24 protein-coding genes are annotated in these 20,598 nt (G+C 75.3%); 19 read left to right on the top strand and 5 right to left on the bottom strand.

The window, feature by feature from the left end:
* Positions 1-117: 117 nt before the first annotated feature.
* The 3 genes from ABL57_RS08090 to ABL57_RS08080 all read left to right on the top strand — a co-directional run bounded on the left by ABL57_RS08090 (position 118) and on the right by ABL57_RS08080 (position 3,318).
* Positions 118-1,104, top strand: a complete 987-nt coding sequence (locus ABL57_RS08090; protein ID WP_047802945.1) for a hypothetical protein — start codon at positions 118-120, stop codon at positions 1,102-1,104.
* Positions 1,105-1,191: 87 nt separating this feature from the next.
* On the top strand, positions 1,192-1,677 hold the full coding sequence (locus ABL57_RS08085; protein WP_047802944.1) for a hypothetical protein: 486 nt from the start codon (positions 1,192-1,194) through the stop codon (positions 1,675-1,677).
* A gap of 330 nt (positions 1,678-2,007) precedes the next feature.
* A complete protein-coding gene (locus ABL57_RS08080) occupies positions 2,008-3,318 on the top strand; it encodes a cytochrome P450 (protein WP_047802943.1) in 1,311 nt (436 codons plus the stop codon).
* Here the strand turns inward: ABL57_RS08080 and ABL57_RS08075 are convergent.
* Positions 3,276-4,118: an SDR family oxidoreductase gene (locus tag ABL57_RS08075; RefSeq protein ID WP_047802964.1), complete on the bottom strand. Its 843-nt coding sequence runs from the start codon at positions 4,116-4,118 to the stop codon at positions 3,276-3,278. The genes ABL57_RS08080 and ABL57_RS08075 overlap by 43 nt on opposite strands.
* A 209-nt stretch (positions 4,119-4,327) precedes the next feature.
* Here ABL57_RS08075 and ABL57_RS08070 point away from each other — a divergent pair, with 209 nt between their 5' ends.
* From ABL57_RS08070 to ABL57_RS08060, 3 genes are all read left to right on the top strand, one after another.
* Positions 4,328-4,828 carry a pyridoxamine 5'-phosphate oxidase family protein gene (locus tag ABL57_RS08070; RefSeq protein WP_047802942.1) on the top strand — a complete coding sequence of 167 codons (501 nt, stop codon included), beginning with the start codon at positions 4,328-4,330 and terminating at the stop codon, positions 4,826-4,828.
* A 74-nt stretch (positions 4,829-4,902) separates the two neighbouring features.
* A complete protein-coding gene (locus ABL57_RS08065) occupies positions 4,903-5,220 on the top strand; it encodes a hypothetical protein (protein WP_053004826.1) in 318 nt (105 codons plus the stop codon).
* Positions 5,208-5,540 carry a cupin gene (locus ABL57_RS08060; protein WP_047802941.1) on the top strand — a complete coding sequence of 111 codons (333 nt, stop codon included), beginning with the start codon at positions 5,208-5,210 and terminating at the stop codon, positions 5,538-5,540. The genes ABL57_RS08065 and ABL57_RS08060 overlap by 13 nt, the downstream gene beginning before the upstream one ends.
* Before the next feature lie 54 nt (positions 5,541-5,594).
* On the opposite strand, the gene ABL57_RS22260 is transcribed toward ABL57_RS08060, so the two are convergent.
* Complete coding sequence (locus tag ABL57_RS22260; RefSeq protein WP_156266881.1) at positions 5,595-5,762, bottom strand: hypothetical protein; 168 nt, start codon at positions 5,760-5,762, stop codon at positions 5,595-5,597.
* 178 nt (positions 5,763-5,940) lie between these two features.
* On the opposite strand from ABL57_RS22260, the gene ABL57_RS08055 reads away from it, so the two are divergent.
* The 5 genes from ABL57_RS08055 to ABL57_RS08035 all read left to right on the top strand — a co-directional run bounded on the left by ABL57_RS08055 (position 5,941) and on the right by ABL57_RS08035 (position 9,065).
* Positions 5,941-6,600, top strand: coding sequence for an SDR family oxidoreductase (locus ABL57_RS08055; RefSeq protein WP_047802940.1), 660 nt, complete (start codon positions 5,941-5,943; stop codon positions 6,598-6,600).
* Between the two features lie 217 nt (positions 6,601-6,817).
* Positions 6,818-7,300 carry a pyridoxamine 5'-phosphate oxidase family protein gene (locus ABL57_RS08050; protein ID WP_047802939.1) on the top strand — a complete coding sequence of 161 codons (483 nt, stop codon included), beginning with the start codon at positions 6,818-6,820 and terminating at the stop codon, positions 7,298-7,300.
* Complete coding sequence (locus tag ABL57_RS08045; protein WP_082157305.1) at positions 7,297-7,635, top strand: acylphosphatase; 339 nt, start codon at positions 7,297-7,299, stop codon at positions 7,633-7,635. Before ABL57_RS08050 ends, ABL57_RS08045 begins: the two co-directional genes overlap by 4 nt.
* 67 nt (positions 7,636-7,702) lie before the next feature.
* Complete coding sequence (locus ABL57_RS08040; protein ID WP_047802938.1) at positions 7,703-8,674, top strand: cation diffusion facilitator family transporter; 972 nt, start codon at positions 7,703-7,705, stop codon at positions 8,672-8,674.
* The gene (locus ABL57_RS08035; RefSeq protein ID WP_047802937.1) at positions 8,664-9,065 is read left to right on the top strand and encodes a hypothetical protein; all 402 of its coding nucleotides are present in this window, start codon (positions 8,664-8,666) and stop codon (positions 9,063-9,065) included. Before ABL57_RS08040 ends, ABL57_RS08035 begins: the two co-directional genes overlap by 11 nt.
* On the opposite strand, the gene ABL57_RS08030 is transcribed toward ABL57_RS08035, so the two are convergent.
* Together ABL57_RS08030 and ABL57_RS08025 are read right to left on the bottom strand one after the other, a co-directional pair.
* Positions 9,040-9,438 (bottom strand): DUF779 domain-containing protein, encoded by a 399-nt coding sequence (locus ABL57_RS08030; RefSeq protein ID WP_203225576.1) that lies wholly within the window; start codon positions 9,436-9,438, stop codon positions 9,040-9,042. The two genes, ABL57_RS08035 and ABL57_RS08030, sit on opposite strands and share 26 nt — an antisense overlap.
* 108 nt (positions 9,439-9,546) lie before the next feature.
* The gene (locus tag ABL57_RS08025) at positions 9,547-10,317 is read right to left on the bottom strand and encodes a spermidine synthase (RefSeq protein WP_047802936.1); all 771 of its coding nucleotides are present in this window, start codon (positions 10,315-10,317) and stop codon (positions 9,547-9,549) included.
* A gap of 92 nt (positions 10,318-10,409) precedes the next feature.
* Between ABL57_RS08025 and ABL57_RS08020 the strand changes: the two genes are divergently transcribed.
* Positions 10,410-11,927 (top strand): MDR family MFS transporter, encoded by a 1,518-nt coding sequence (locus ABL57_RS08020; protein WP_047802935.1) that lies wholly within the window; start codon positions 10,410-10,412, stop codon positions 11,925-11,927.
* Here the strand turns inward: ABL57_RS08020 and ABL57_RS08015 are convergent.
* On the bottom strand, positions 11,893-12,558 hold the full coding sequence (locus tag ABL57_RS08015; protein WP_053004825.1) for a cyclodeaminase/cyclohydrolase family protein: 666 nt from the start codon (positions 12,556-12,558) through the stop codon (positions 11,893-11,895). The two genes, ABL57_RS08020 and ABL57_RS08015, sit on opposite strands and share 35 nt — an antisense overlap.
* 222 nt (positions 12,559-12,780) lie before the next feature.
* Between ABL57_RS08015 and ABL57_RS22255 the strand changes: the two genes are divergently transcribed.
* From ABL57_RS22255 to ABL57_RS07980, 7 genes are all read left to right on the top strand, one after another.
* Positions 12,781-13,134 (top strand): hypothetical protein, encoded by a 354-nt coding sequence (locus tag ABL57_RS22255; RefSeq protein ID WP_053004824.1) that lies wholly within the window; start codon positions 12,781-12,783, stop codon positions 13,132-13,134.
* A gap of 76 nt (positions 13,135-13,210) precedes the next feature.
* Entirely contained in the window at positions 13,211-14,473 is a 1,263-nt protein-coding gene (locus tag ABL57_RS08005; RefSeq protein ID WP_371212467.1) for an endonuclease/exonuclease/phosphatase family protein, read from the top strand.
* A complete protein-coding gene (locus ABL57_RS08000; protein ID WP_053004823.1) occupies positions 14,470-16,299 on the top strand; it encodes a pyruvate kinase in 1,830 nt (609 codons plus the stop codon). The genes ABL57_RS08005 and ABL57_RS08000 overlap by 4 nt, the downstream gene beginning before the upstream one ends.
* 35 nt (positions 16,300-16,334) lie before the next feature.
* Positions 16,335-17,309, top strand: coding sequence for an acyl-CoA thioesterase (locus ABL57_RS07995; RefSeq protein ID WP_047802934.1), 975 nt, complete (start codon positions 16,335-16,337; stop codon positions 17,307-17,309).
* Positions 17,310-17,414: 105 nt separating this feature from the next.
* On the top strand, positions 17,415-18,206 hold the full coding sequence (locus ABL57_RS07990; RefSeq protein ID WP_047802933.1) for a hypothetical protein: 792 nt from the start codon (positions 17,415-17,417) through the stop codon (positions 18,204-18,206).
* A gap of 160 nt (positions 18,207-18,366) precedes the next feature.
* Positions 18,367-19,320, top strand: a complete 954-nt coding sequence (locus ABL57_RS07985) for a glycerophosphodiester phosphodiesterase family protein (RefSeq protein WP_047802932.1) — start codon at positions 18,367-18,369, stop codon at positions 19,318-19,320.
* Between the two features lie 124 nt (positions 19,321-19,444).
* Complete coding sequence (locus ABL57_RS07980) at positions 19,445-20,347, top strand: FAD:protein FMN transferase (RefSeq protein WP_047802931.1); 903 nt, start codon at positions 19,445-19,447, stop codon at positions 20,345-20,347.
* Positions 20,348-20,598 lie beyond the last annotated feature (251 nt).

The raw sequence follows: 20,598 nt of genomic DNA, 5'->3' as shown, positions 1-20,598 counted from the left end.
GGGACGCGCCGCCCGACCCGCCCCCTGTCACAAACGTCCCGGGACGCGGCGGGGCTAACGCGCTGGTCAGGGCGCGTGCGAACCTGTCAGCAGATCCGCCCGAGGAAGGGGAACCCCGTGCTGGAGATCCGAGGCGCCGCCCAGAACCGGGCCACGGCCGAGCCCCGGCGAGCCGCCGAACCGGCGGCCCGGGAACGGCCCGCCGCGGTGCCGGTGGCACTGGTCGTGCTCGGCGCGGCGCTCGTCGTCGGCGCCTCGCTGGGCGGGGCGCCGTGGTCCGGGGTCCTGCGGGACGCCGGCATCGTGCTGCTCACCGTGGGCGGGGTGGGCCTGCTGCTCGCCGCCGCCCCGGCGCGCCGGTCCGCCCCCGTGCCCGCCGAGGCACCGGCCCGTCCGGCTGCCGAGCCGGCCGTGCCCCGCGGCGACCAGCTGGGCCTCGTGGGGGTCCGCGAGGAGCTCGACGTCGTCGACGTGCTCCGGAGCGTGCGCCCCGGCCAGGAGCTGTGGTGGATGGACACCTTCCCGCTGACCCTGGCCGGTGATCTCGACGCCATCCACCGCTCGCTCCGCGCCGGGGTCCGGGTGCGGCTGCTGGTCCTGGACCCGCGGTCGCCGGCGCTCGCGGCCCGGCTGCGGGAGATCCGCCACCACTACGGGCTCTCCCCGATGGACCTGCGCCGCAGCTTCGACACCCTGGTCCACCAGCTCCGGGCACTCGGGGAGACCGACCCCGTGGTCGCCGAGCGCCTGGCGGTGCGGGTCCACGACGGTCCGCCGGGAGCGCCGATGTTCCTGGTCCTCGGGGAGTCCGCCCCGGCGGAGGGCGCCGCAGCGGAGGCCGGCGCGGCCGCGGAGCAGGTCCCCGCCAGGCCGGAGGTCGTGCGGGCCTTCACCAGCTACTACCTCCTCGACGCGAGCCAGGACATGCCCTACCTGGAGTGGCGGGAGGGGTCGTTCGCGGAGCGGCTGCACGACTACGCCCGGCACCACTGGACCGAGGGCCACACGGTCTTCCCGCTCGAGCCCGGCGACCGCTCGGCCTCGGCGTTCAACGTCCGGAGCGAGCACGTGCCGCGCAACGGCCGCAGCGCCGCCGGCTCCTGACGTCCCCTCCCGCGCACGCCCCACGGGACCGTCCCCGGAACGCCACGGCACATGGCGACAGGACCGTAAGTCTGCTGAGATGGCGGCATGGACGTTTCGGACTTCAAGACCCTCTTCGGGGAAAGCATCCGCACCTGGCTCGACTGGGACGCGCTCGACGACGAGAACGCCCGGGTCGAGGACCTGGTGCTCTCGTCCCGGGAGGACATCGGCGCGCTCTACACCGTGTGGCACGTGGACCCCGAGGGCAATCCCGGCGAGTGGTCGCACCCCCAGCACCGGCCGCTGACCATCGAGCAGGCGGCCGGGACCGGCTGGCCGGAGGACCGGCAGGCCAAGCTCGACGGGATCCGTGAGGAGCTCGCGGACGACGACGAGCCCGTGGTGCTGACCCTGCCCGTCTACCGGGCCGACGACAACCTCGTGGTCCTGGACTCGAACCACCGCATCGTGGGGGCCTACCGCGCCGAGGCGGAGCTGCGGGTGCTGCTGGTGGTGCTCGCCGGACCGGCCTCCTCCCTGATCCTGCCGGGTCTGGCCCAGGTGGAGAACGACCGGGCCGACCGCATCTGAGGCGGTGTCCGCGGCGGGAGGGGCCCGGACCCGGTGCCGGCCGAACCGGTCGGCGAGCAGGCGAGCCGGGCGCTGGACCTCGACCGGTCCTCGGCCGCGACGGTCTCCTCGGCCCGGTCCAGACCGGACTGGTCGGCCGGTCCACGAGACCTTGCGGTCAGCCCGTCGCCGAGGAGTTGGCCCCCATGACCAGCAGCCCGGGGACCGCGTCCGCTGGGCCGACGTCCTCGACCCACAGCGCGTAGTGCTCGTCCACGCGCGCGGTGTGTTCCACGGAACCCACCACGGCCGTTCCGTGTGCGGCGTCACACCCGCCGGTAGCATGGCTCCATGAGCGACCACGACGCCCGCTGCCCCGTCCCGCACGGTGATCCGTCCGGTGATTCGCACGGCGATTCGCACAGTGACCGGCGCCGGACCGCGCCGCCCGGGGAGCGGACCACACCCCGGGTGGAGGTGCGCGACGGCGTCTGGCACGTCCGCGCCCTGCCGCTGGTGCGCCAGGTGCTGCGGGAGGCCGACGCCACGGTGCAGGCCGGGTTCAGCGCCGAGACCGCCCGGCAGGGCCTGACCGGCGACCACCCGCCCGTGCTCTACGCGGACGGCCCGGAGCACCGGCGCCAGCGCAGCGCCACCGCCAAGTTCTTCACCCCGGCCACCGTGCGCCGCCGCTACCGGGATCTGATGGAGGAGCGGGCCGACGAACTGGTGGAGCGGATCCGACAGGACGGCGGGGCGGAGCTCTCCGCCGTCACGCTGCGCTACTCGGTGGAGGTCGCCGCCCAGGTCGTGGGACTCACGAACTCGGACATCGACGGGATGTCCCGGCGCCTGGAGCGCTTCTTCAGCGGCCCCGTCACCGGCTCCTCCGGGGCCCCGCAGCGCCGGCTCCCGGGGCGGCTGGGCGCCGTCGTCGGCGCCGTGCGGCCGGTGTGGGCGATGAGCGCCTTCCGGCTCCGGGACGTCCGCCCGGCCGTCCGGGCGCGGCGGAGGCAACCGCGGGAGGACGTGATCTCGCACCTGCTCCAGCAGGGCTACACGGACCGGGAGATCCTCGTCGAGTGCCTCACCTACGCCGCCGCGGGCATGGCCACCACCCGGGAGTTCATCGCGGTGGCGGCCTGGCACCTGCTGGAGGACGACGGGCTCCGCGCGGAGTACCTCGCCGCCGAGGAGCCGGCCCGGCACGGGATCCTGCACGAGATCCTGCGCCTCGAGCCGGTGGTGGGCCACCTCTACCGCCGCACCACCCAGGACCTGGTCCTGGAGGACGGCGAGGAGCGCCACGAGGTGCCGGCGGGGGCGCTGCTGGACCTCTACGTCCGGCAGGCCAACGCGGACCCGCAGGAGCTGGGGGAGGACGCCCGGCAGCTGTGCCCGGAGCGCTCCCGGCCCAAGGGCGTGCGCCCCGAGGTGATGTCCTTCGGCGACGGCGCCCACCGCTGCCCGGGCGGGTTCATCGCGATCCAGGAGACCGACGTCTTCCTGCAGCGGCTGCTGCGGCTGCCCCTGGAGTTCGCGCACCCGCCCCGGGTCTCCTGGGTGGAGCTCATCGCCGCCTACGAGGTGCGGGACGTGGTGCTGCGGGTGGGCGCCGGTCAGGGATGGCGCGAACCCTCCCCGGCGAGCACCGCCCGGTAGCCCTCCCGGTAGGTGGGATAGCGCAGCTGCACCCCGGACGCCCGCAGCCGGGCGTTGGACAGCCGCTTCGAGCCCCGCCGCGGCGCGTCGGCCTCCGGCACGTCCTCGGGCAGCGGGGCGCCGAGCTCCTGGGCCAGGAACTCCAGGACCTCCCGCTCCGGCACGGGCTCGTCGTCCGTGCCCAGGTAGAGCGTCAGCGGCTGGGCCTCCATGGTCAGCAGGTGCACGGCGGCCGCGGCGGCGTCGTCGCGGTGGATCCGGTTGGTCCAGGCGGCCCCGGCCGCCGTGTCCCCGGAGCGCACCTTGTCGATCAGCCGGGTCCGGCCCGGCCCGTAGATCCCCGACAGCCGCAGGACGGTGCCGTGCGGGAACTGCTCGTGGAACAGCTCCTCGGCCTCCAGCAGGATCTGCGCGGTGGGGGTCGCGGGGGCCGGGGGATCGTCCTCGGTGACCTCGGCGCCGTCGGCGTCTCCGCACACGGCGGTCGAGGAGATCAGCAGCGCGCGGCGGGGCAGCGCCCCGGCGGCGCGCAGCCCGTCGAACAGGTGGCGCTGCCCGTCGAGGTAGGCGGCGCGGTAGGCCTCCGGGGTGCGCCCGTCCGCGGCCGTGGCCACGACCAGCAGCTCCACGTCGCCCGGCAGCCCGGGCACCTCCGCGCTCAGGTCCACGGGCACCCCCGCCAGGGGCGGCGGCACCAGCTCCGCCCGGCGGCGCAGCCCCAGCACCTCGTGCCCCTGGTCGGCCAGCCGCAGCCCGATCTCCGTGCCCAGGTCTCCGCATCCCGCGATCACCACGCTCATGCCGGCCATTCTCGCACTCCCCGCCCGTTGAGCATGACCGTTCCGCCGGCCCGTTCCGCCGGGCCGGTGCGTCATGCCGTTCCCTCCGCGCCCGGCCCGGCATAGGTTGGGCACAGGCACGCCCCGCGGAAGGCACCGCGGGGGAGGCGCCGCTGGACGGGCGCCGCTGGACGGGCGCCGTGGCGGGACGCGAGAGGCAGGAGCCGGTGATGGAGTGGTACCGCAAGGACGTGGAGGAGCTCCCTGCCGGGGCCTGCTGGCAGCTGCTCAGCACGGCCGGGCTCGGCCGGCTGGCCGTGGTGGTGGACGGGGCACCCGAGATCTTCCCCGTCAACTACGCCGTGGACGGGGAGTCGGTGGTCCTGCGCTCCGCGGCGGGCACGAAGACGGCCGCCGCGATGGCCGCCGCTCCGGTGGCCTTCGAGGTCGACGGGCACGACCCGGCGACCTCCACGGCGTGGAGCGTGGTCCTCAAGGGCCCCGCCGAGGAGGTGCGGCGGGGCCACGCGCTCATGGCCGCGCTGGAGCTCCCGCTGTTCCCGTGGCAGGCCGGGATGAAGGACCGGTTCGTGCGGATCGTCCCGGACGCCGTGACGGGGCGCCGCTTCCCGGTGGTGGACCCGGCCGCGTGGAACAGCCCGGCGGCCGTGGACCGGCGGACCCCGGGCGGCTCGGCCCGCTGGACCGAGGCCGGGCCCGGCGAGCCGTGAGACCCCGCGGCGGCCGCGGAACCGGCCGTGTCGGCCCCGGAGGGCTCCCGGGGGGCGGTCAGTAGGGTGGGGGCATGGCAGCGCACACCCTCCACACCGTGGGGCACTCCACCCGCTCCGCGGGGGAGCGCGGGGAGCTGCTGCGGGAGTTCGGCGGGCAGCGCGTCGCCGGCATCCGCACGGTGCCGCGCTCGCGGACCGATCCGCAGTTCGACCTCGACCGGCTGCCTGCCACGCCCGCGCGCGCCGGGACCGGCCACAATCACTGCCGGGGGCCGGGTGGGCTGCGCCGCGCGTCGAAGAACCCGGTGAGCACCGCCTGGCGCAATGCCTCGTTCCGCGGCGACGGCGACCGGATCACCCACCTAGGAGGAGAACCATGCGGCACCTGAACGAGATCGCCCTGCAGCACCTCAACGAGGCCCGCCACAACGGCCACGGCCGCAGCTCGGAGCGCCTGCTGCACCAGAGGGTGCTCCGCCAGACGCTGGTGGCCCTGAAGGAGGGCACGGTGCTGGCCGAGCACAACGCCCCGTACGCCGGCAGCCTCCAGGTCCTGCACGGACGCATCCGCGTCACCTCCGGCGAGGACCTGGTGCTCGAGGCCGGGCAGCTGCACGTGCTGCCCGTGGAGCGGCACTCGGTGGAGGCCCTGGAGGACGCGGTCCTCCTGCTCACCGCGGTGACGGGCATCGAGGACGCCGCCGAGTAGCCGCGGCCGGACCGCCGGCACGCGGCCCAGCGCCCGGAGCGCCCCCGGGACGGCTCAGCGGCGACCCAGCTGCTTCTCCCTGCGGTAGGCGATGAACACCCCGGACAGCGCGATCATCAGCATCATCGCCGCGATGAGCGCGAGGGTCGCCGCGCCGTCGATCAGCGCGGCGACCAGCAGGACCAGGGCGATCGTGGACAGCAGGACCTGGAAGATCAGCACGGGGAGCCTTCGGTCGGGAACAGGGGCCGCACCGAGGCTACCCGAGCCGGACCCCGCGGCGGTGGGGCCTGCGCGCATTCCCGGTTTCGCCCTGCGCGTGAGCCGTGTCCCTGTGGCCCGGACACGGCTAGCGTCGGGGAGGAAGACGTACTCCCTCCCCACTGTTAGGAGCACCCCCATGTCCCACGTAGCCATCATCGGCGGCCACGGCAAGGTCGCACTCATCCTCTCCCAGCTGCTCAAGACCGGCGGCAACGACGTCACGAGCATCTTCCGCAACCCGGACCACACGGACGACGTCGAGAACACGGGGGCGAGCCCCGTGGTCGCCGACGTGGAGCAGCTCTCGGTCGCGCAGATCGCCGACCTGCTCGAGGGCCACGACGCCGTGGTGTGGAGCGCCGGTGCCGGCGGCGGCAGCCCCGAGCGCACCTACGCCGTGGACCGCGACGCGGCCATCCGCGCCATGGACGCCGCCGAGGTGGCGGGCGCCAAGCGCTTCGTGATGGTCTCCTACTTCGGGGCCGGCCAGGATCACGGCATCCCCGAGGACGACCCCTTCTACGCCTACGCCCAGGCCAAGGCCGACGCCGACGACCACCTGCGCGCCTCCGCGCTGAACTGGACCATCGTGGGCCCGGGCGGCCTCACCGAGGACGAGGCCAGCGGCAAGATCGACGTCTCCACGGGCGAGCGCGACGGCGAGCGCAAGACCTCCCGCGCCAACGTGGCGCTGGTGGTCGGGGCCGTGCTGGACGACCCCTCCACCGTGGGCAAGAAGATCGACTTCTCCGACGGGGACACGCTGATCTCCGACGCCCTCGAGGTCGTGGGCTGAGCGGCTGATCCCGTCGGGACCCGGGGCGGCGCAGGGGCCCGCACGGGTCCCGGCGCCGCCCCTCGTCGCGCGGGCCCTCCGAGACGCCCCCCGGGCGCTCACCGCGGCGTCGAGCCGGGCCGCCCGGGCGGCCCAGCGGCCGACACACGGTTCCGCTCACGAAGAATTCCCGCGCCCCGCCGTGCCCCGGAGCACGGTCGTTCCCTACGCTGGGCTCATGAGCACGCACCAGGATGACATCCAGCACATCGTCGAGTTCGTGAACCGCACCCGCGTGGGCATGCTCGGCACCCGGGAGCCCACCGGCAAGCTCGTCAGCCGGCCCATGACCGTGGTCGACGTCGCCCCCGGGGAGGACCTGGACTTCTTCACGAGCCGGGACACCTCCGCCGTGCGGGACGTGCGGGCCAACGACGCCGTCAACGTCGCCTTCGTGGGCGACCACGAGTGGGTGTCGATCTCCGGCGCCGCCGAGGTGGTCGAGGACCCTGCGGTGGTCGAGGGGCTGTGGTCGGACGCGCTGAGGGCCTACTACCCGGACGGGCCCTCGACCCCCGGCCTGGTCGTGCTGCGCGTGCGCACCGAGACCGCGGAGCACTGGCGCGGCCCGGGAACGGTTGCCACCGCCCTGCGGTGGGCGAAGGCCCGGGCCACCGGCGAGCAGATCGACCCCGGCGAGTCCACGGTGGTGGACCTGTGAGCCTGCCGCCGGTCCACCAGGGCGCCTCCGAGGGCCGGGACCCGGACGAGCTGGACCTCGACGAGCCGCTGCGGCTCACCGCGGTGGTGCACGGCGCCGTGCAGGGCGTCGGCTTCCGCTGGTGGACCGCGCACCGGGCCGAGGAGCTGGGCCTGGTCGGCTCGGCCGTCAACAACAGCGACGGCACCGTGGGCATCATCGCCGAGGGTCCCCGGCGGGCCGTGCGGGACCTGCTCCAGGCCCTGCACGGCCGCGAGGCGCCCGGCGCCGTCATGAAGGTGGACTCGCACTACGGCCCGGCCACCGGCGAGTTCAGCGCCTTCGGCACGGGCTGAGCCCGCCGGTGCGCCGGCCCCGCCGCGCTGCGGCGAAGGCACGCCCCCGCCGTTCTACGATGGAGGCATGGCGCACGACCACACCGGAGTCCGCGGGCGCGCGGCGGACGGGCACGACCACGGGCCCGGGCACTCGCACGCCGGGCCCGGCACCGACCGGTGGCGGATCGCCACCGCGTTCGGCATCACCGCCGCCCTGTTCGTCGTCCAGCTCGCCGGTGCGCTCTGGACCGGGTCCCTGGCCCTGCTCCTCGACACCGCGCACGTGCTCACCGACGCCGGGGGGCTGCTGCTCGCCCTGGTCGCCGCGCAGCTGAGCCTGCGCCCGCCGACCGCCCGGCGCACGTGGGGCTGGCGGCGCGCCGAGATCGTGGCCGCGGCCCTGCAGGCGGGGGTGCTGCTCGCCGTGGGGCTGTTCGTGCTGGTGGAGGGGGTGCGCCGCTTCGTCGAGCCGCAGCCGGTGGCCTCCGCCGAGCTGATCGTCTTCGGCGTGCTGGGGCTGGTCGGCAACCTCGTGGCGATGGTCGTGCTCTTCGGGGGCCGCCGCTCCAACCTCAACCTGCGGGCGGCGATGCTCGAGGTGCTCAACGACGCGCTGGGCTCCGTGGCGGTGATCGTGGCGGCCGTGGTCATCACGCTCACCGGCTGGGTGCAGGCGGACGCCGTCGTGGCCCTGCTCATCGGGCTGCTCATCGTGCCCCGCACCATCCGGCTGCTCACGGAGTCCCTGTCCGTGCTGCTGGAGAGCGCGCCCCCCGGCCTGGACCTCGCCGACGTCCGCGGGCACATCCTCGGCCTGCCCCACGTGGTGGAGGTCCACGACCTGCACGCCTCCCGGATCTCCTCGGACCTGCCCGTGCTCACCGCCCACGTGGTGCTCGAGGAGGAGTACTTCTACGCGGGCGGGTCGGCCGAGGCCCTGGGCCGGATCCAGCGCTGCGTGGCCGAGCACTTCCCGGTCTCCGTGCAGCACTCCACGATCCAGCTGGAACCCGCCGACCACGTCGAGCCGGAGGTGTGCGCACCCCATGACCCCTGAGCCCCCGAGCGAACCCCCGGGCGCCGGGCAGCACTGCCTGGTCGTCTACGTCCCCGCCACGCACGCGGAGCAGGTCCTGCAGGCCCTCGGCGACGCCGGGGCCGGCCGCGCCGGTCACTACTCCCACGTGGCCTTCGTCAGCCCGGGGACCGGCCGCTTCACGCCGCTGCCCGGGGCCGACCCCGCGATCGGGGAGGTCGGCCGGCCGGAGGAGGTCGACGAGGTCCGGATCGAGACCCTCTACCCGGCGGCCGAGCGCGAGCGCGTGCTGCGGGCGATGGCCGGGGCCCACCCCTACGAGGTCCCGGCCTTCGCCACCTTCCCGGTCCACGACCGGGGCCCGTCCTTCGACGAGCAGGGCCGGCTCAGGGGGCGGCCGGGTCGGTCATGAGCGCGGAGCGGATGAGGAACCGCTTGCCCTCCGGGGCCTCCACCGAGAAGCCCGAGCCGCGCCCCACCACCACGTCCACCGTGAGCAGGGTGTGCTTCCAGTACTCGAACTGCTCCCGTGACATCCAGAACTCCAGCTCGGCCGTGGCCGGGTCGCCGGGCAGCCGGAAGACGCCCAGGAGCACGTCCGCCGGACCGGTGAGGAAGTCCCCGGCCGGATAGCACATGGGCGCCGACCCGTCGCAGCACCCGCCGGACTGGTGGAACATCAGCCGGCCGTGCCGCTCCCGCAGCGTCCCGAGCAGCTCCACGGCGGCCGGGGTCAGGGCCACCCGGGAGAAGGTCTCGCCCTCGACGGCGGGGAAGGACTCCAGGACGGCGGTGCCCGCGGAGCGGTCCGCGGCGCCGCTCCCGGCGGTGCCCGGCACGGTGTGGTCGGTGCTGCTCACGGCGCGCTCCTCGGCTCGGCGGTGTGAGCCAGGCTACAGGCGGACGAGCAGTTCCTCCAGGCCCAGCCCGTCCAGCACCCCCGCCGGGTGCGGCCCGGCCGCCGCGAAGGCGCCCGCCCACTCCCGGGGCAGCGGGCGGCGGCCGGCCACGAGGACCAGGTTGCCCGGGTAGCGGCCGGTGAGCAGCCGCTCCTCGGCCAGGCACCACACGTCCGCGAACGCCGAGCGCACGGCCCGGGCCTGGCCGGCGAAGAAGTCCAGCCCGGGGTCGTCGCCCACGTTGACGACGAGCACGCCGCCCGGCGCCAGCAGCCCGGCGGCCTCGGCGTAGAAGGACGGCTCCGTGAGGTGCCCGGGCGCGTCCCGGCCCGAGAAGACGTCGAGGACCACGAGCTCGGCGGTCCCGGGGGCCACGACGTGCGGCAGCGCCGCCCGGGCGTCGTCGACGACCACGCGCACCTCCGCCCCCGCGGGCAGGGGCAGCGCCTCGAGCACGAACGCGGGCAGCTCCCGCTCGAGCTCCACGGCCGCCTGCGGCGACCCGGGCCGGGTCGCCGCCACGTACCGGGCCAGGGTCAGCGCCCCGGCGCCCAGGTGCACCGCGGTGACCGGCGCGCCCGGGGGAGCCACGACGTCGACGACGTTGGCGACCCGGCGCAGGTACTCGTAGAAGATCTCCTCCGGGCGGGCCAGGTTCACGTGGGACTGCTCGGCCCCGCCGATGGACAGGACGAACCCGCCCTCGGTGAAGCCGTCCGGGATGATCTCGGCGTGCACGCCGGCGTCCTTGAGATATCTGCGCATGAGCCCATTGTCACGTCCCGGACGGGAATGAACCGGGGCGCGGTGCGGCTGCACCGGTGTACCCCTGCTGCGTCCCGAAGGATCCCCCGCCCATGAGCCCCGACGTCCCCGTGTCCGAGACCGCGCCGGTCCCCGCCCCCGCACCCACCGCCGGCGTCCCGGGCACCGGTGCCCCGGCCTCGGGCACCGACCACTCCGCCCGCAACCGCCTGGTGATCGGGCTGCTGCTCGTCTCCACGTTCGTGGTGATCCTCAACGAGACGATCATGGGCGTGGCCCTGCCCCGTCTCATGGCCGACCTCTCCGTCACGGCGGTCGCCGGCCAGTGGCTGACCACCGCCTTCATGCTCACCATGGCCGTGGTCATCCCGGTGACGGGGTTCCTGCTCCAGCGCCTGCACACCCGGCCCGTGTTCCTGACCGCCATGACCCTGTTCAGCCTCGGCACCCTCGTCTGCGCGGCCGCGCCCGGGTTCGGGACCCTCCTCGCCGGGCGGGTGGTGCAGGCCTGCGGCACCGCCATCATGATGCCGCTGCTGATGACCACGGTCCTGACCCTCGTGCCGCCGGCCGGGCGCGGGCGGGTCATGGGCAACATCTCCATCGTCATCTCGGTCGCCCCCGCCGTGGGGCCGACCATCTCGGGCGTCATCCTCAGCGTGCTCGAGTGGCGGTGGATGTTCATCCTGGTGCTGCCCATCGCCGTGGGCTCCCTGCTGCTGGGCGCGTGGCGGATGCAGAACGTCACCGAGCCCCGCCCGGCGCCGCTGGACGTGGTCTCCGTGGTGCTCTCGGCGCTGGGCTTCGGCGGCCTGGTCTACGGCCTGAGCACGCTCGGCGAGGGCAGGGAGGCCGCCGTCCCGGCGTGGGCCCCCCTGGCCGTGGGGCTGGCGGCGCTGGCCGTGTTCGTGCGGCGCCAGACCCGGCTGCAGCGCACGGACCGGGCCCTGCTGGACCTGCGGACGTTCCGGTCCCGGGTGTTCACGGCGTCCACGGCGGTGCTCGCGGTCAGCATGATGGCCCTCTTCGGCACGCTGATCGTGCTGCCCATCTACCTGCAGACCGTGCACGGTCTCGACCCCCTGGGCACGGGCCTGCTCCTGCTGCCCGGCGGTCTCGTCATGGGCCTGCTCGCGCCCGTCGTCGGGCGGGTCTACGACCGTTCGGGCCCCACCGTGCTGCTCGTGCCGGGCTCGGTCCTGCTGAGCGGGTCCCTGTGGTACCTGGCGTCCACCTCGGCGGCCACGCCGGTGCCGATGGTGCTGCTCGCCCACGTGGTGCTCAGCACGGGCCTGGCCCTGATGTTCACCCCGCTGTTCACCGCGGGCCTGGGCTCCCTGCCGGAGCGGCTGTACTCGCACGGCTCCGCCATGGTGGGCACCCTGCAGCAGGTGGCGGGGGCCGCGGGCACGGCCCTGTTCGTCACCGTCCTGACCCTGGGAGCCGCCGGTGCCGCGGCCTCCGGGGCCGCGGGGCCCGAGGCCACCGAGGCGGGCGTGCGCAGCGCCTTCCTGTGCGGCGGGATCATCTCGCTGCTGGCCGTGGCCGGGTCCTTCGCGGTGCGCCGGCCCGCGCTCAGTCCTGGACCCGCTCCCGGATCCGCCGGCTGAGCTCCGCGGCGTCCTCGACGGCCCGCTCGCCGCGGGCCGCCTCCGCCCGCAGCCGCTCCACCACGGACTCGTCCTTGAGCGCGCGGACGTTGATCTCCAGGGTCACCAGCGCCGTCGCGACGGCGGCGCGGGCGGCCTCCACGGCCGCCGCGACGTCGCTGAGCACGTTGGGGTTGCACCAGCCGGTCAGCTCTCGGGCCAGGCCCAGGACCTCCGCGCCCACGCCGATCAGCTCCTGCGGCGGCCGGGCCGCCCCCGCGGTGGCCTCCTGCACCGCCCGCGACCGGGCGGTCCGCTGCTCGTCGGTGTCCCGGGGCAGCCCGTACGCCGCGGAGAGCTCCCCGAAGGCCTCCGCGTCCGCGTCGGCGAGCCGCAGCGCGGCCGGGATCAGCTCCTCGGCGCGGGCGGCCGCGTCCGCCGCGTGCTCCGAGCCGGTGGAGTACCGCGCGGACATGGCGAGCAGGGCCGCGCCCAGCGCCGCCTGCAGCGCCCCGGCGGCGCCGCCGCCCGGGGCGGGCGCGTCCGAGGCCATGCGCTGCACGTAGGTCCTGATGTTCTCCGAGTTGATCTTCTGCGGGCTGGTCATCTGCGGGCTGGTCCTCTCGGGACCGGTGTTCTGCGAGCTGCTCACGGCGGATCCTTCCGGTGGCGGGCCGGCGCCGGGACGGGCGCGGCGTCCGCACGAGCCTAACGGCCCGTGGCCGATCTCACAGGCCTCCCGGCGTGACGGCACGCTCCGTCAACCGGACCGAAACGTCCCGGCCACATCGGCGGACGATCCTGGGGACGTCCGACGAAACCGCAGTCGACGGCCCCGGCCCCCACAGGGCCCGGCCCCGAGAGGACGTGCCCCATGACCGCTCTTTCCGCCCCCGCCGGCCCCACGATCCCCGCCGGTCCCACGATCGCCGCGGCACCCGCCGACATCGTCCCCGTCCCCGCCGCTCCTCCCGCCGACTCTCCTGCCGGCTCTCCCGCCGAGGCGACCCCGGTCGACGAGACCTGGCTCGGGGACCCGGCCCTGATCCGCCCCGGGGACCGGATCGAGGTGTGGGAGCAGGGCACCCTCTGCCACGTGGGCACCGTGGGCCAGTCCGCCCCGCACCTGGGCCTGCTCTGGATCCTGGAGGCGGGAACCGGCGCCCGCCGGCTCGTCCCGGTCCACGGCTACCGCCTGCGCCGGTCACCGCTCGCCCGCGCCGCCTGAGCCGCTCTCCGTTCAACCGCTGTTCGCCCGGACCCGCTACCGTCGGCGCTGACAGCCGGGCGGACGAGGAGGATCATTGGGACCGAGCAGATCGACGGCGGCAGTGGGGCTCGCGGCGCTCCTGGTGGGCGCCGGCCTCCCGGCCGCCGCCGGAGAGGGCCCGGCCCGGGCGCAGGGCCACGACCGGGCCCCCGGACACGGGAGGGAGCAGGCCGTGGCGGCACAGGACCCGGTGCGCTTCATGACCTACAACGCGTCCCTCAACCGCGCGGCCCCGGGGCAGCTGCAGCAGGACCTCGCCACCCCGGACGACGCCCAGGCACGGGCCGTGGCCGAGGTGGTCCAGCGGACCGCCCCGGACGTGCTGCTCGTCAACGAGTTCGACCACGACGCGGCGGGCCGCTCGGCGGAGCTGTTCCGCACGAATTGCCTGGAGGTCCCGCAGCGCGGACAGGACCCCGTGCACTACCCGTACGTCTACACCGCCCCGGTGAACACGGGGGAGCCCTCGGGCCTGGACCTGAACCGGGACGGGGTCGTGGGCGGGCCCGAGGACGCGTGGGGCTTCGGGCTCTTCCCCGGCCAGTACGGCATGGTCCTCTACTCGAAGCACCCGCTCGACACCGACGGGATCCGCACCTTCCGGGACTTCCGGTGGGCGGACATGCCCGGCAGCCGCCTGCCCGCGGAGCACTACGCCCCCGGGCACGCGGAGCGGCTGCGGCTGTCCAGCAAGTCCCACTGGGACGTCCCGGTGCGCATCGGGAGCACGACGGTGCACGTGCTGGCGTCCCACCCGACCCCGCCGACCTTCGACGGGCCCGAGGACCGCAACGGCCGGCGCAACGCCGACGAGATCCGGTTCTGGGCCGACTACGTGCGCGGTCCCGCGGCGTCCTCCTACGTCTACGACGACGAGGGCGCGCGCGGCGGGCTGCGGCCGGGGGAGCGGTTCGTGGTGATGGGCGACCAGAACGCGGACCCGCTCGACGGCGACTCGTGGCCCGGGGCGATCCAGCAGCTCCTGGAGCACCCGCGCGTGCAGGACCCCCTGCCCGCCTCCGCCGGCGGCCCCGAGGCCGCCGCCCGGCAGGGCGGGGCGAACCTCGCCCACCGCTCCGACCCCGCCCACGACACCGCGGACTTCGCCGACGACCCCGCCCCCGGCAACCTGCGGGCCGACTACGTGCTGCCCTCGCGGAACCTGCGGGTGACAGGGGCCGGGGTGTTCTGGCCCGTCCCCGGCGAGCCGGGCGCCGAGCTGACCGGCGAGCACCCGTTCCCCACCTCCGACCACCGCCCCGTGTGGGTCGACGTGGCCCCCGGAGGCCGGCGATGACCGCCCGGCAGGAGCGCGCCGCGGAGCTGCTCGACCGCCTCCTCGCCCTCGTCGAGGTGGTCGCCGCGGCCCGCCGCGCCGCGGTGCCGGAACTGGAGCGGGTGACCCCCCGCCACCGCCGCTCCGCCCTGAACCTCGTGGACTACGTGGCCGTGCGAAGCCAGGACGTCCGGGACCTGCAGCGCGACCTCAGCCGTCTGGGCGTGTCCTCGCTCGGACGGATGGAGGCGGGCGTCATGACCCACCTGACCGCGGTGGTGGAGACCCTGCAGGTGCTGGCGGCCCGCACCGACGAGGTCTTCGCCGCCCCCGACCCCGGGGTCCCCCTCGAGGAGCCGGAGCTCCCCGGGGCCGAGGTCCTGCGCCGCAACACCGACGCCCTGCTGGGACCGGGCCGGGAGGACCGGCCCACCCGCATCATGGTGACCCTGCCCGCGGAGGCGGCCGGGGACCGCCGTCTCGTCGAGTCCATGGTCCGCGCCGGGATGGACGTGGCCCGGATCAACTGCGCGCACGACGGCCCGGAGCAGTGGGAGGCCATGATCGGGCACGTGCGGGCGGCCGAGCGCGCGACCGGGCACGAGGTGCGCGTGGCGATGGACCTCGCCGGGCCCAAGCTGCGCACCGGGCCGGTCGAGCCGGGCCCGCAGGTCGAGAAGATCAAGCCGGTCCGGGACAGCCGCGGCCGGGTCACCGCACCGGCCCGCCTGTGGCTGGGGGACCCGGACCCGGGGGTGGACGACGACGCCCCCGCCGTTCCCGTGGCCGATCCCGCCTGGATCGCGGCGCGCGTGCCGGGGGAGAGGCTGCGGCTGAAGGACGCGCGCGGCTCCGGGCGGACGCTGCGGGTGCTGGAGGCGACCGGCCCGGGCGTGCTGGTGGAGTGCTCCAAGACCGTGTACTTCGCCACCGGCCTGGCCGTCGAGGCGGAGGACGGCACCGAGGGCGTGCTCGGCGAGCTGCCCGCGGTCGAGCAGCACCTGCGCGTGCGCACCGGCGACGTGCTCGTGCTGACCCGCGACATGGCCCCCGCTCCGGTCCGGGCGCAGGGGCCGCACCGGATCGGCTGCTCGCTGCCCGAGGCCTTCACCGACGCCCGGGAGGGGCAGCCCGTGTGGCTCGACGACGGGAAGATCCGGTGCCGGATCACGGCCGTGTCCCCCGAGGAGATCGAGCTCGCGGTGCTGCAGGCCGCGCCCGGCGGCGCGAAGCTCCGGGCGCGGAAGGGCATCAACCTGCCCGAGACCGACCTGCGGATCTCGGCGCTCACCGACGAGGACCGCGCGCACCTGCCCTTCGTGGCCGAGCACGCGGACGCCGTCAACATGTCCTTCGTGCGCTCGCGCCAGGACGTGACCGACCTGCTGGAGGAGCTGGAGGCCGTCGGCCGCCGCGAACTGGACATCACCCTCAAGATCGAGACGGTGGGCGGCTTCCAGGCCCTGCCGCTGATGCTCCTGGAGGCGATGCGCTGGCAGGACGTGGGCGTGATGATCGCCCGCGGCGACCTCGCGGTCGAGGCCGGGTTCGAACGGCTCGCCGAGGTGCAGGAGGAGATCCTGTGGCTGTGCGAGGCCGGGCACGTCCCGGTCGTGTGGGCCACCCAGGTGCTCGAGTCGCTGGCCAAGAAGGGCCTGCCCTCCCGGGCCGAGGTCACCGACGCGGCGATGGGCCAGCGCGCCGAGTGCGTGATGCTCAACAAGGGGCCGTTCGTGGTGGACGCGATCGAGGCGCTCGACGACATCCTGGTGCGCATGGAGGGGCACGCGCACAAGAAGTCGGACATGCTCCGCCGGCTCAACGCCTGGGCGCCGTTCGCCCGGTGAGCCCCGGCCCGGGGCGACCGTGCCACACTGGTGCCATGGCCGCCCGTGACACCGCTGTGCTCCGTTTCCTCGCCGCCCCGACCGACGCCGGGCGCACCGGCACCGTGGACGGCGGGCGCGTGCTCGAGTGGATCGACAAGGCCGCGTACGCGTGCGCCGTCGGCTGGTCGCGGGCCTACTGCGTCACCGCCTACGTGGGCAACATCCACTTCGACCGCCCGGTCAGCGTGGGGGACATGGTCGAGGTCGCCGCGCAGATCGTGCACACCGGCCGCTCCTCGATGCACATCCGGGTCGAGGTGGCCTCCGCGGACCCCCGCGAGCAGGGGGTGACCCTGCGGGACACCTGCCTGATCATCATGGTGGCCGTCGACGGCGAGGGCCGCCCCACCCCGGTCCCGCAGTGGACGCCCGAGACCGAGCACGAGCGCCGGCACCAGGCGGTCACGAAGCGGCGGATCGAGCTGCGCAACAGCATCGAGGCGCTGATGGCGGAGCAGAAGTACACCGACGAGGGCACGGCCGAGGAGACGGTGCTGCGCTTCCTCGCCGCGCCCACGGACATCAACTGGGGCGGGAAGGTGCACGGCGGCACGGCCATGCGCTGGATCGACGAGGCCGCGTTCGTGTGCGGGTCCCGGTGGGCCGGGCGCCCGGTCATCGCCGTGTACGCGGGCGGGGTCCGCTTCTACCGGCCCATGCACATCGGCCACCTCGTGGAGGTCCGGGCGCGGCTGATCCACACCGCGGCCCGGGGCCTGCACATCTCCGTCAACTGCTGGTCCGGGGACCCCGCCACCGGCGAGCTCCAGCTGACGACCAACTGCCTCATGGTCATGGTCGCCCTCGACGACACCGGGCACGCCCTGCCCGCCCGGCAGTGGCACCCGGTGAGCCAGGAGGACCGGGACCTGGACGCCTTCGCCCGCGAGCTGGTCCGGCTGCGCGCCGAGTTCCCGGACTCCTTCCAGCGGGTCGACCCCTCGGTCTCCCTGCTGCCGGGGGACTGAGGGTCCTCACCTCCGCCGTCGGCGAATCCCGGCGCCTGCTCAGTGGGCTGTGCATATAGTGGGCCGCAGACCACCGTCCCGGCACTGCACGAGGAGAGCACCCCCATGGACCTGAACCCCCTGAGCTCGGCCTTCGACGAGCACGGCAAGCCCAAGCCGGCCATGAACAAGTTCCTGGACACCGTTCTGCGCGCCCAGCGCCCGGTCGTGCTCGCGTTCGTGAAGAGGGTGCGCGCCAAGTACCCGGACGAGACGCCCGAGCAGCTGGCCCGGCGCCTGGAGAAGATCTACGTCCGGTCCGTCACCGTCGAGGGCGGCGCGGTCGGCGCCACCGCGGTGGTCCCCGGCGTCGGCACCGTCGCCTCCCTCGGGCTGTCCTCCTTCGCGGTGGTCGGCTATCTCGAGGCCACCGCCCTCTACGCCCAGGCGATCGCCGAGCTGCACGGGGTGCACACCGAGGACCCCGAGAGGACCCGCACCATGGTCATGGCCCTCATGCTCGGCGAGGACGGCCGGCAGGTCATGAACCAGATCCTGGCCAGCGGCACCAAGGGCAAGGGCATGATGTCGTCCTGGGGCCTGATGATGGGCAAGGACGACTCGAAGACCTTCGACGTCAGCCGGATCATCCGCAACATGTTCGTCAAGCGCTTCCTGCTCAAGCAGACCGGAGCGGTCTTCGGCCGCGCCCTGCCGTTCGGGGTGGGCGCGATCGTCGGCGGCGGCGCGAACCTGGCCATGTCCAAGCAGGTCATCAGCGCGACCCACGAGGCGTTCGGGCCGCTGCCCGCCGACTTCCCCGCCGAGCTCGCCCTCTCCGAGCGGGCCCCCCGGTTCGGCGGCGGGGACAGCACCGCGGACACGACCGCCCACGGCGAGATCTCCGGCGGGAAGTAGCCGCCGCACCGGCCCCGCGCTCCGACGACGCCCCGCCCTCCGGCGGGGCGTCGTCGCCGTTCACGGCCCATCCGCCCGGACGTGGCGGCCCGTTCACCGCGCCTCCCTAGTGTGGCGCCGAGAGCGGGGTCACCGCCCCGCCCGGAGCCGAGGGAGCGCCGTGCGACCGATCGTCTACGCCCACCGGGGATCCAGCGCGGCCTACCCGGAGCACACCCGGGCCGCCTACGTCCAGGCGCTGCTGGACGGGGCGGACGGCGTGGAGTGCGACGTCCACCTGACCCGGGACCGCCATCTCGTCCTCCACCACGACGCCCAGCTGGGGCGCACGAGCGACGGCCGCGGTCCGGTCTCGGCGCGCACGCTCGCCGAGCTGCGCCGCCTCGACTGGGTGTCCTGGAAGGGTGTGCCGATCCCGCCGAGCCACGGGTCCCGCGACCGCCAGCTGCTGACCCTGCCCGAGCTGCTGGACCTGCTGCGCGGGGCCGGCCGGCCCGTGGGCCTGGCCGTGGAGACCAAGCACCCCAGCCCGTACGGCCACCAGCTCGAGGAGGAGGTCCTGAACGTGCTGATGCGGGAGGGGTGGGACCCCGAGACCGGCCGGCTGGGCCGGATCACGGTCTCGCTGATGAGCTTCCACCCCGACGCCGTCCGCCACCTGCTCGAGACGGTGCCCGCCGGCCACGTGTGCCAGCTGGTGGAGACCACCACCCGCCGCACGGTCCGGGAGAGCCTGCGCGTGAACCGTACGACCGCCGCCGTGCTGCACGCCGGGATGCGGCTCGTGGTGCCCCCGGCGCTGCCCGTCATCGCGACCGGGCTCGTGGACATCGTGGGACCCGGCATCGACTTCGTCCGCGCCCGGCCCGACCTGGTGCGCCGGTGGGCCGCCGACGGGCGCGTGCTGCGGGCCTGGACGATCGACACGGCGCGGGACGTGGACCTGTGCCGCGCCCTGGGCATCCAGCAGCTGACCTCCAACCGCCCGGCCGACGTGCTGCGCTGGACCGCGGCGGCCGGCGGGCGGGACGGCGGCGCCGGGATCCCCGCCGGCCCGCCGGTGCCGGCGACCGGACCGGGGCGCCCCCGCTCCGCCGCGATGACGGTCAGGTAACGAGCGGTCACGTCACCGTCCGGCGGGCCCAGCCGCGCGTATGCTCGGCACCACCTGCCCGTTGTCGCGCAGGGCCTTCCGCGTCCTCCGGCACGCGCCGACACGAGACCGCCAGGAGACGGCCATGTCCACCCCCACCCCGCCCGGGGCGCCGAGCCGGGACACCGTCCGCGCCCCCGCCCCGGACCTCCAGGAGGAGGCCCGGCGGCTGGCCGAGCGCGTCCACCGCGAGGTCTCCGCGGCCGTGGCGCCCGAGCGCATCGACTCGGAGCTGTCCCTGCTGAACCGGTTCGCCGAGCACGAGGACGTCGACGTGGTCGTCGGTCCCGTGCTCGCGCAGATCCTCGCCGCGGCGCTGCGGGCCACCCGCCTCACCAGCGGACTGGTCGACCCCACCACCGGCGACGCCGCCTGGCGTGCCCAGGACGGTCTGCCGGCCCGCCCGGCCCCGGGAATCGCCCACCTCGACCTCGACCTGCCCGCCCGCCGCCTGCGGATGCGGCAGGGCACCGTCCTGGATCTCGCCGAGGTCGCCGGCGCCTGGGCCGCGGACCGCACGGTCCGGCTCTTCACCGATGCCTTCCCCGGCCACGGGCTCGTTGCCCGTACCGGCGGGGTGCTGGCGGTGGCCGGCCCTGCCGCCGAGGCCGCCGCCCTGGCCGCGACCCCAGGCTTCGCTCTGGACCCGGACCTCGATCCGGCCCTGGGCGCCGCCGCCTGGGCCGGCCTCCTGACGACGGGCCACCATGGTCTCGCCGTGCTTTCCCGGCCGGGGAGCGCCCTGGTCAACCCGGTCACCGGTGCCGCCGTGGAGAGCCCGTGGGACCGTGTCGTCGTGGCCGCGCGGAGCGCGGTGGAGGCCCAAGCCTACGCCCACGCCGCCCACGTGCTCGGCGGGGACGCCCCCGGCTGGGTCGCGGCGTGCGGCGCGGAGGGCGAGTTCACCGGCTCGCGGCCCGGCAGCACGCTCCGGCGCCGGCTTCGGACACCCGGTTGGCCCGGCCGGACGGGCCACGCGGACGCCTGACCGGCGCCAGGAGCACGGTCCCAGAAGGGCCTTCGCCGTAGCAGCGGTCGTGGGCGTCCCCTCCGCTCTGGGAGCCGGCGGCGGGCCGCCCACCTGGGCGGCCCGGGCGGACCCGGCCGCGGTCACGCCCTCCGGCGGAGCGGGTTGTCCGGCGCGATGTCAGAGGTAGCGCACGAGCTCGGTGGCGATGCCGGTGTAGGTGGCAGGGGTCAGCGCGGAGAGCCGCCGGGCGGCCTCCGGGGAGAGGCCCA

This window comes from Kocuria sp. SM24M-10, from assembly GCF_001027955.1.
In the GTDB taxonomy this organism is placed as follows: Bacteria; Actinomycetota; Actinomycetes; order Actinomycetales; family Micrococcaceae; genus Kocuria; species Kocuria oceani.
Note: the sequence above shows the minus strand (reverse complement) of the source record. Positions and strands in the feature narration are given on the sequence as shown.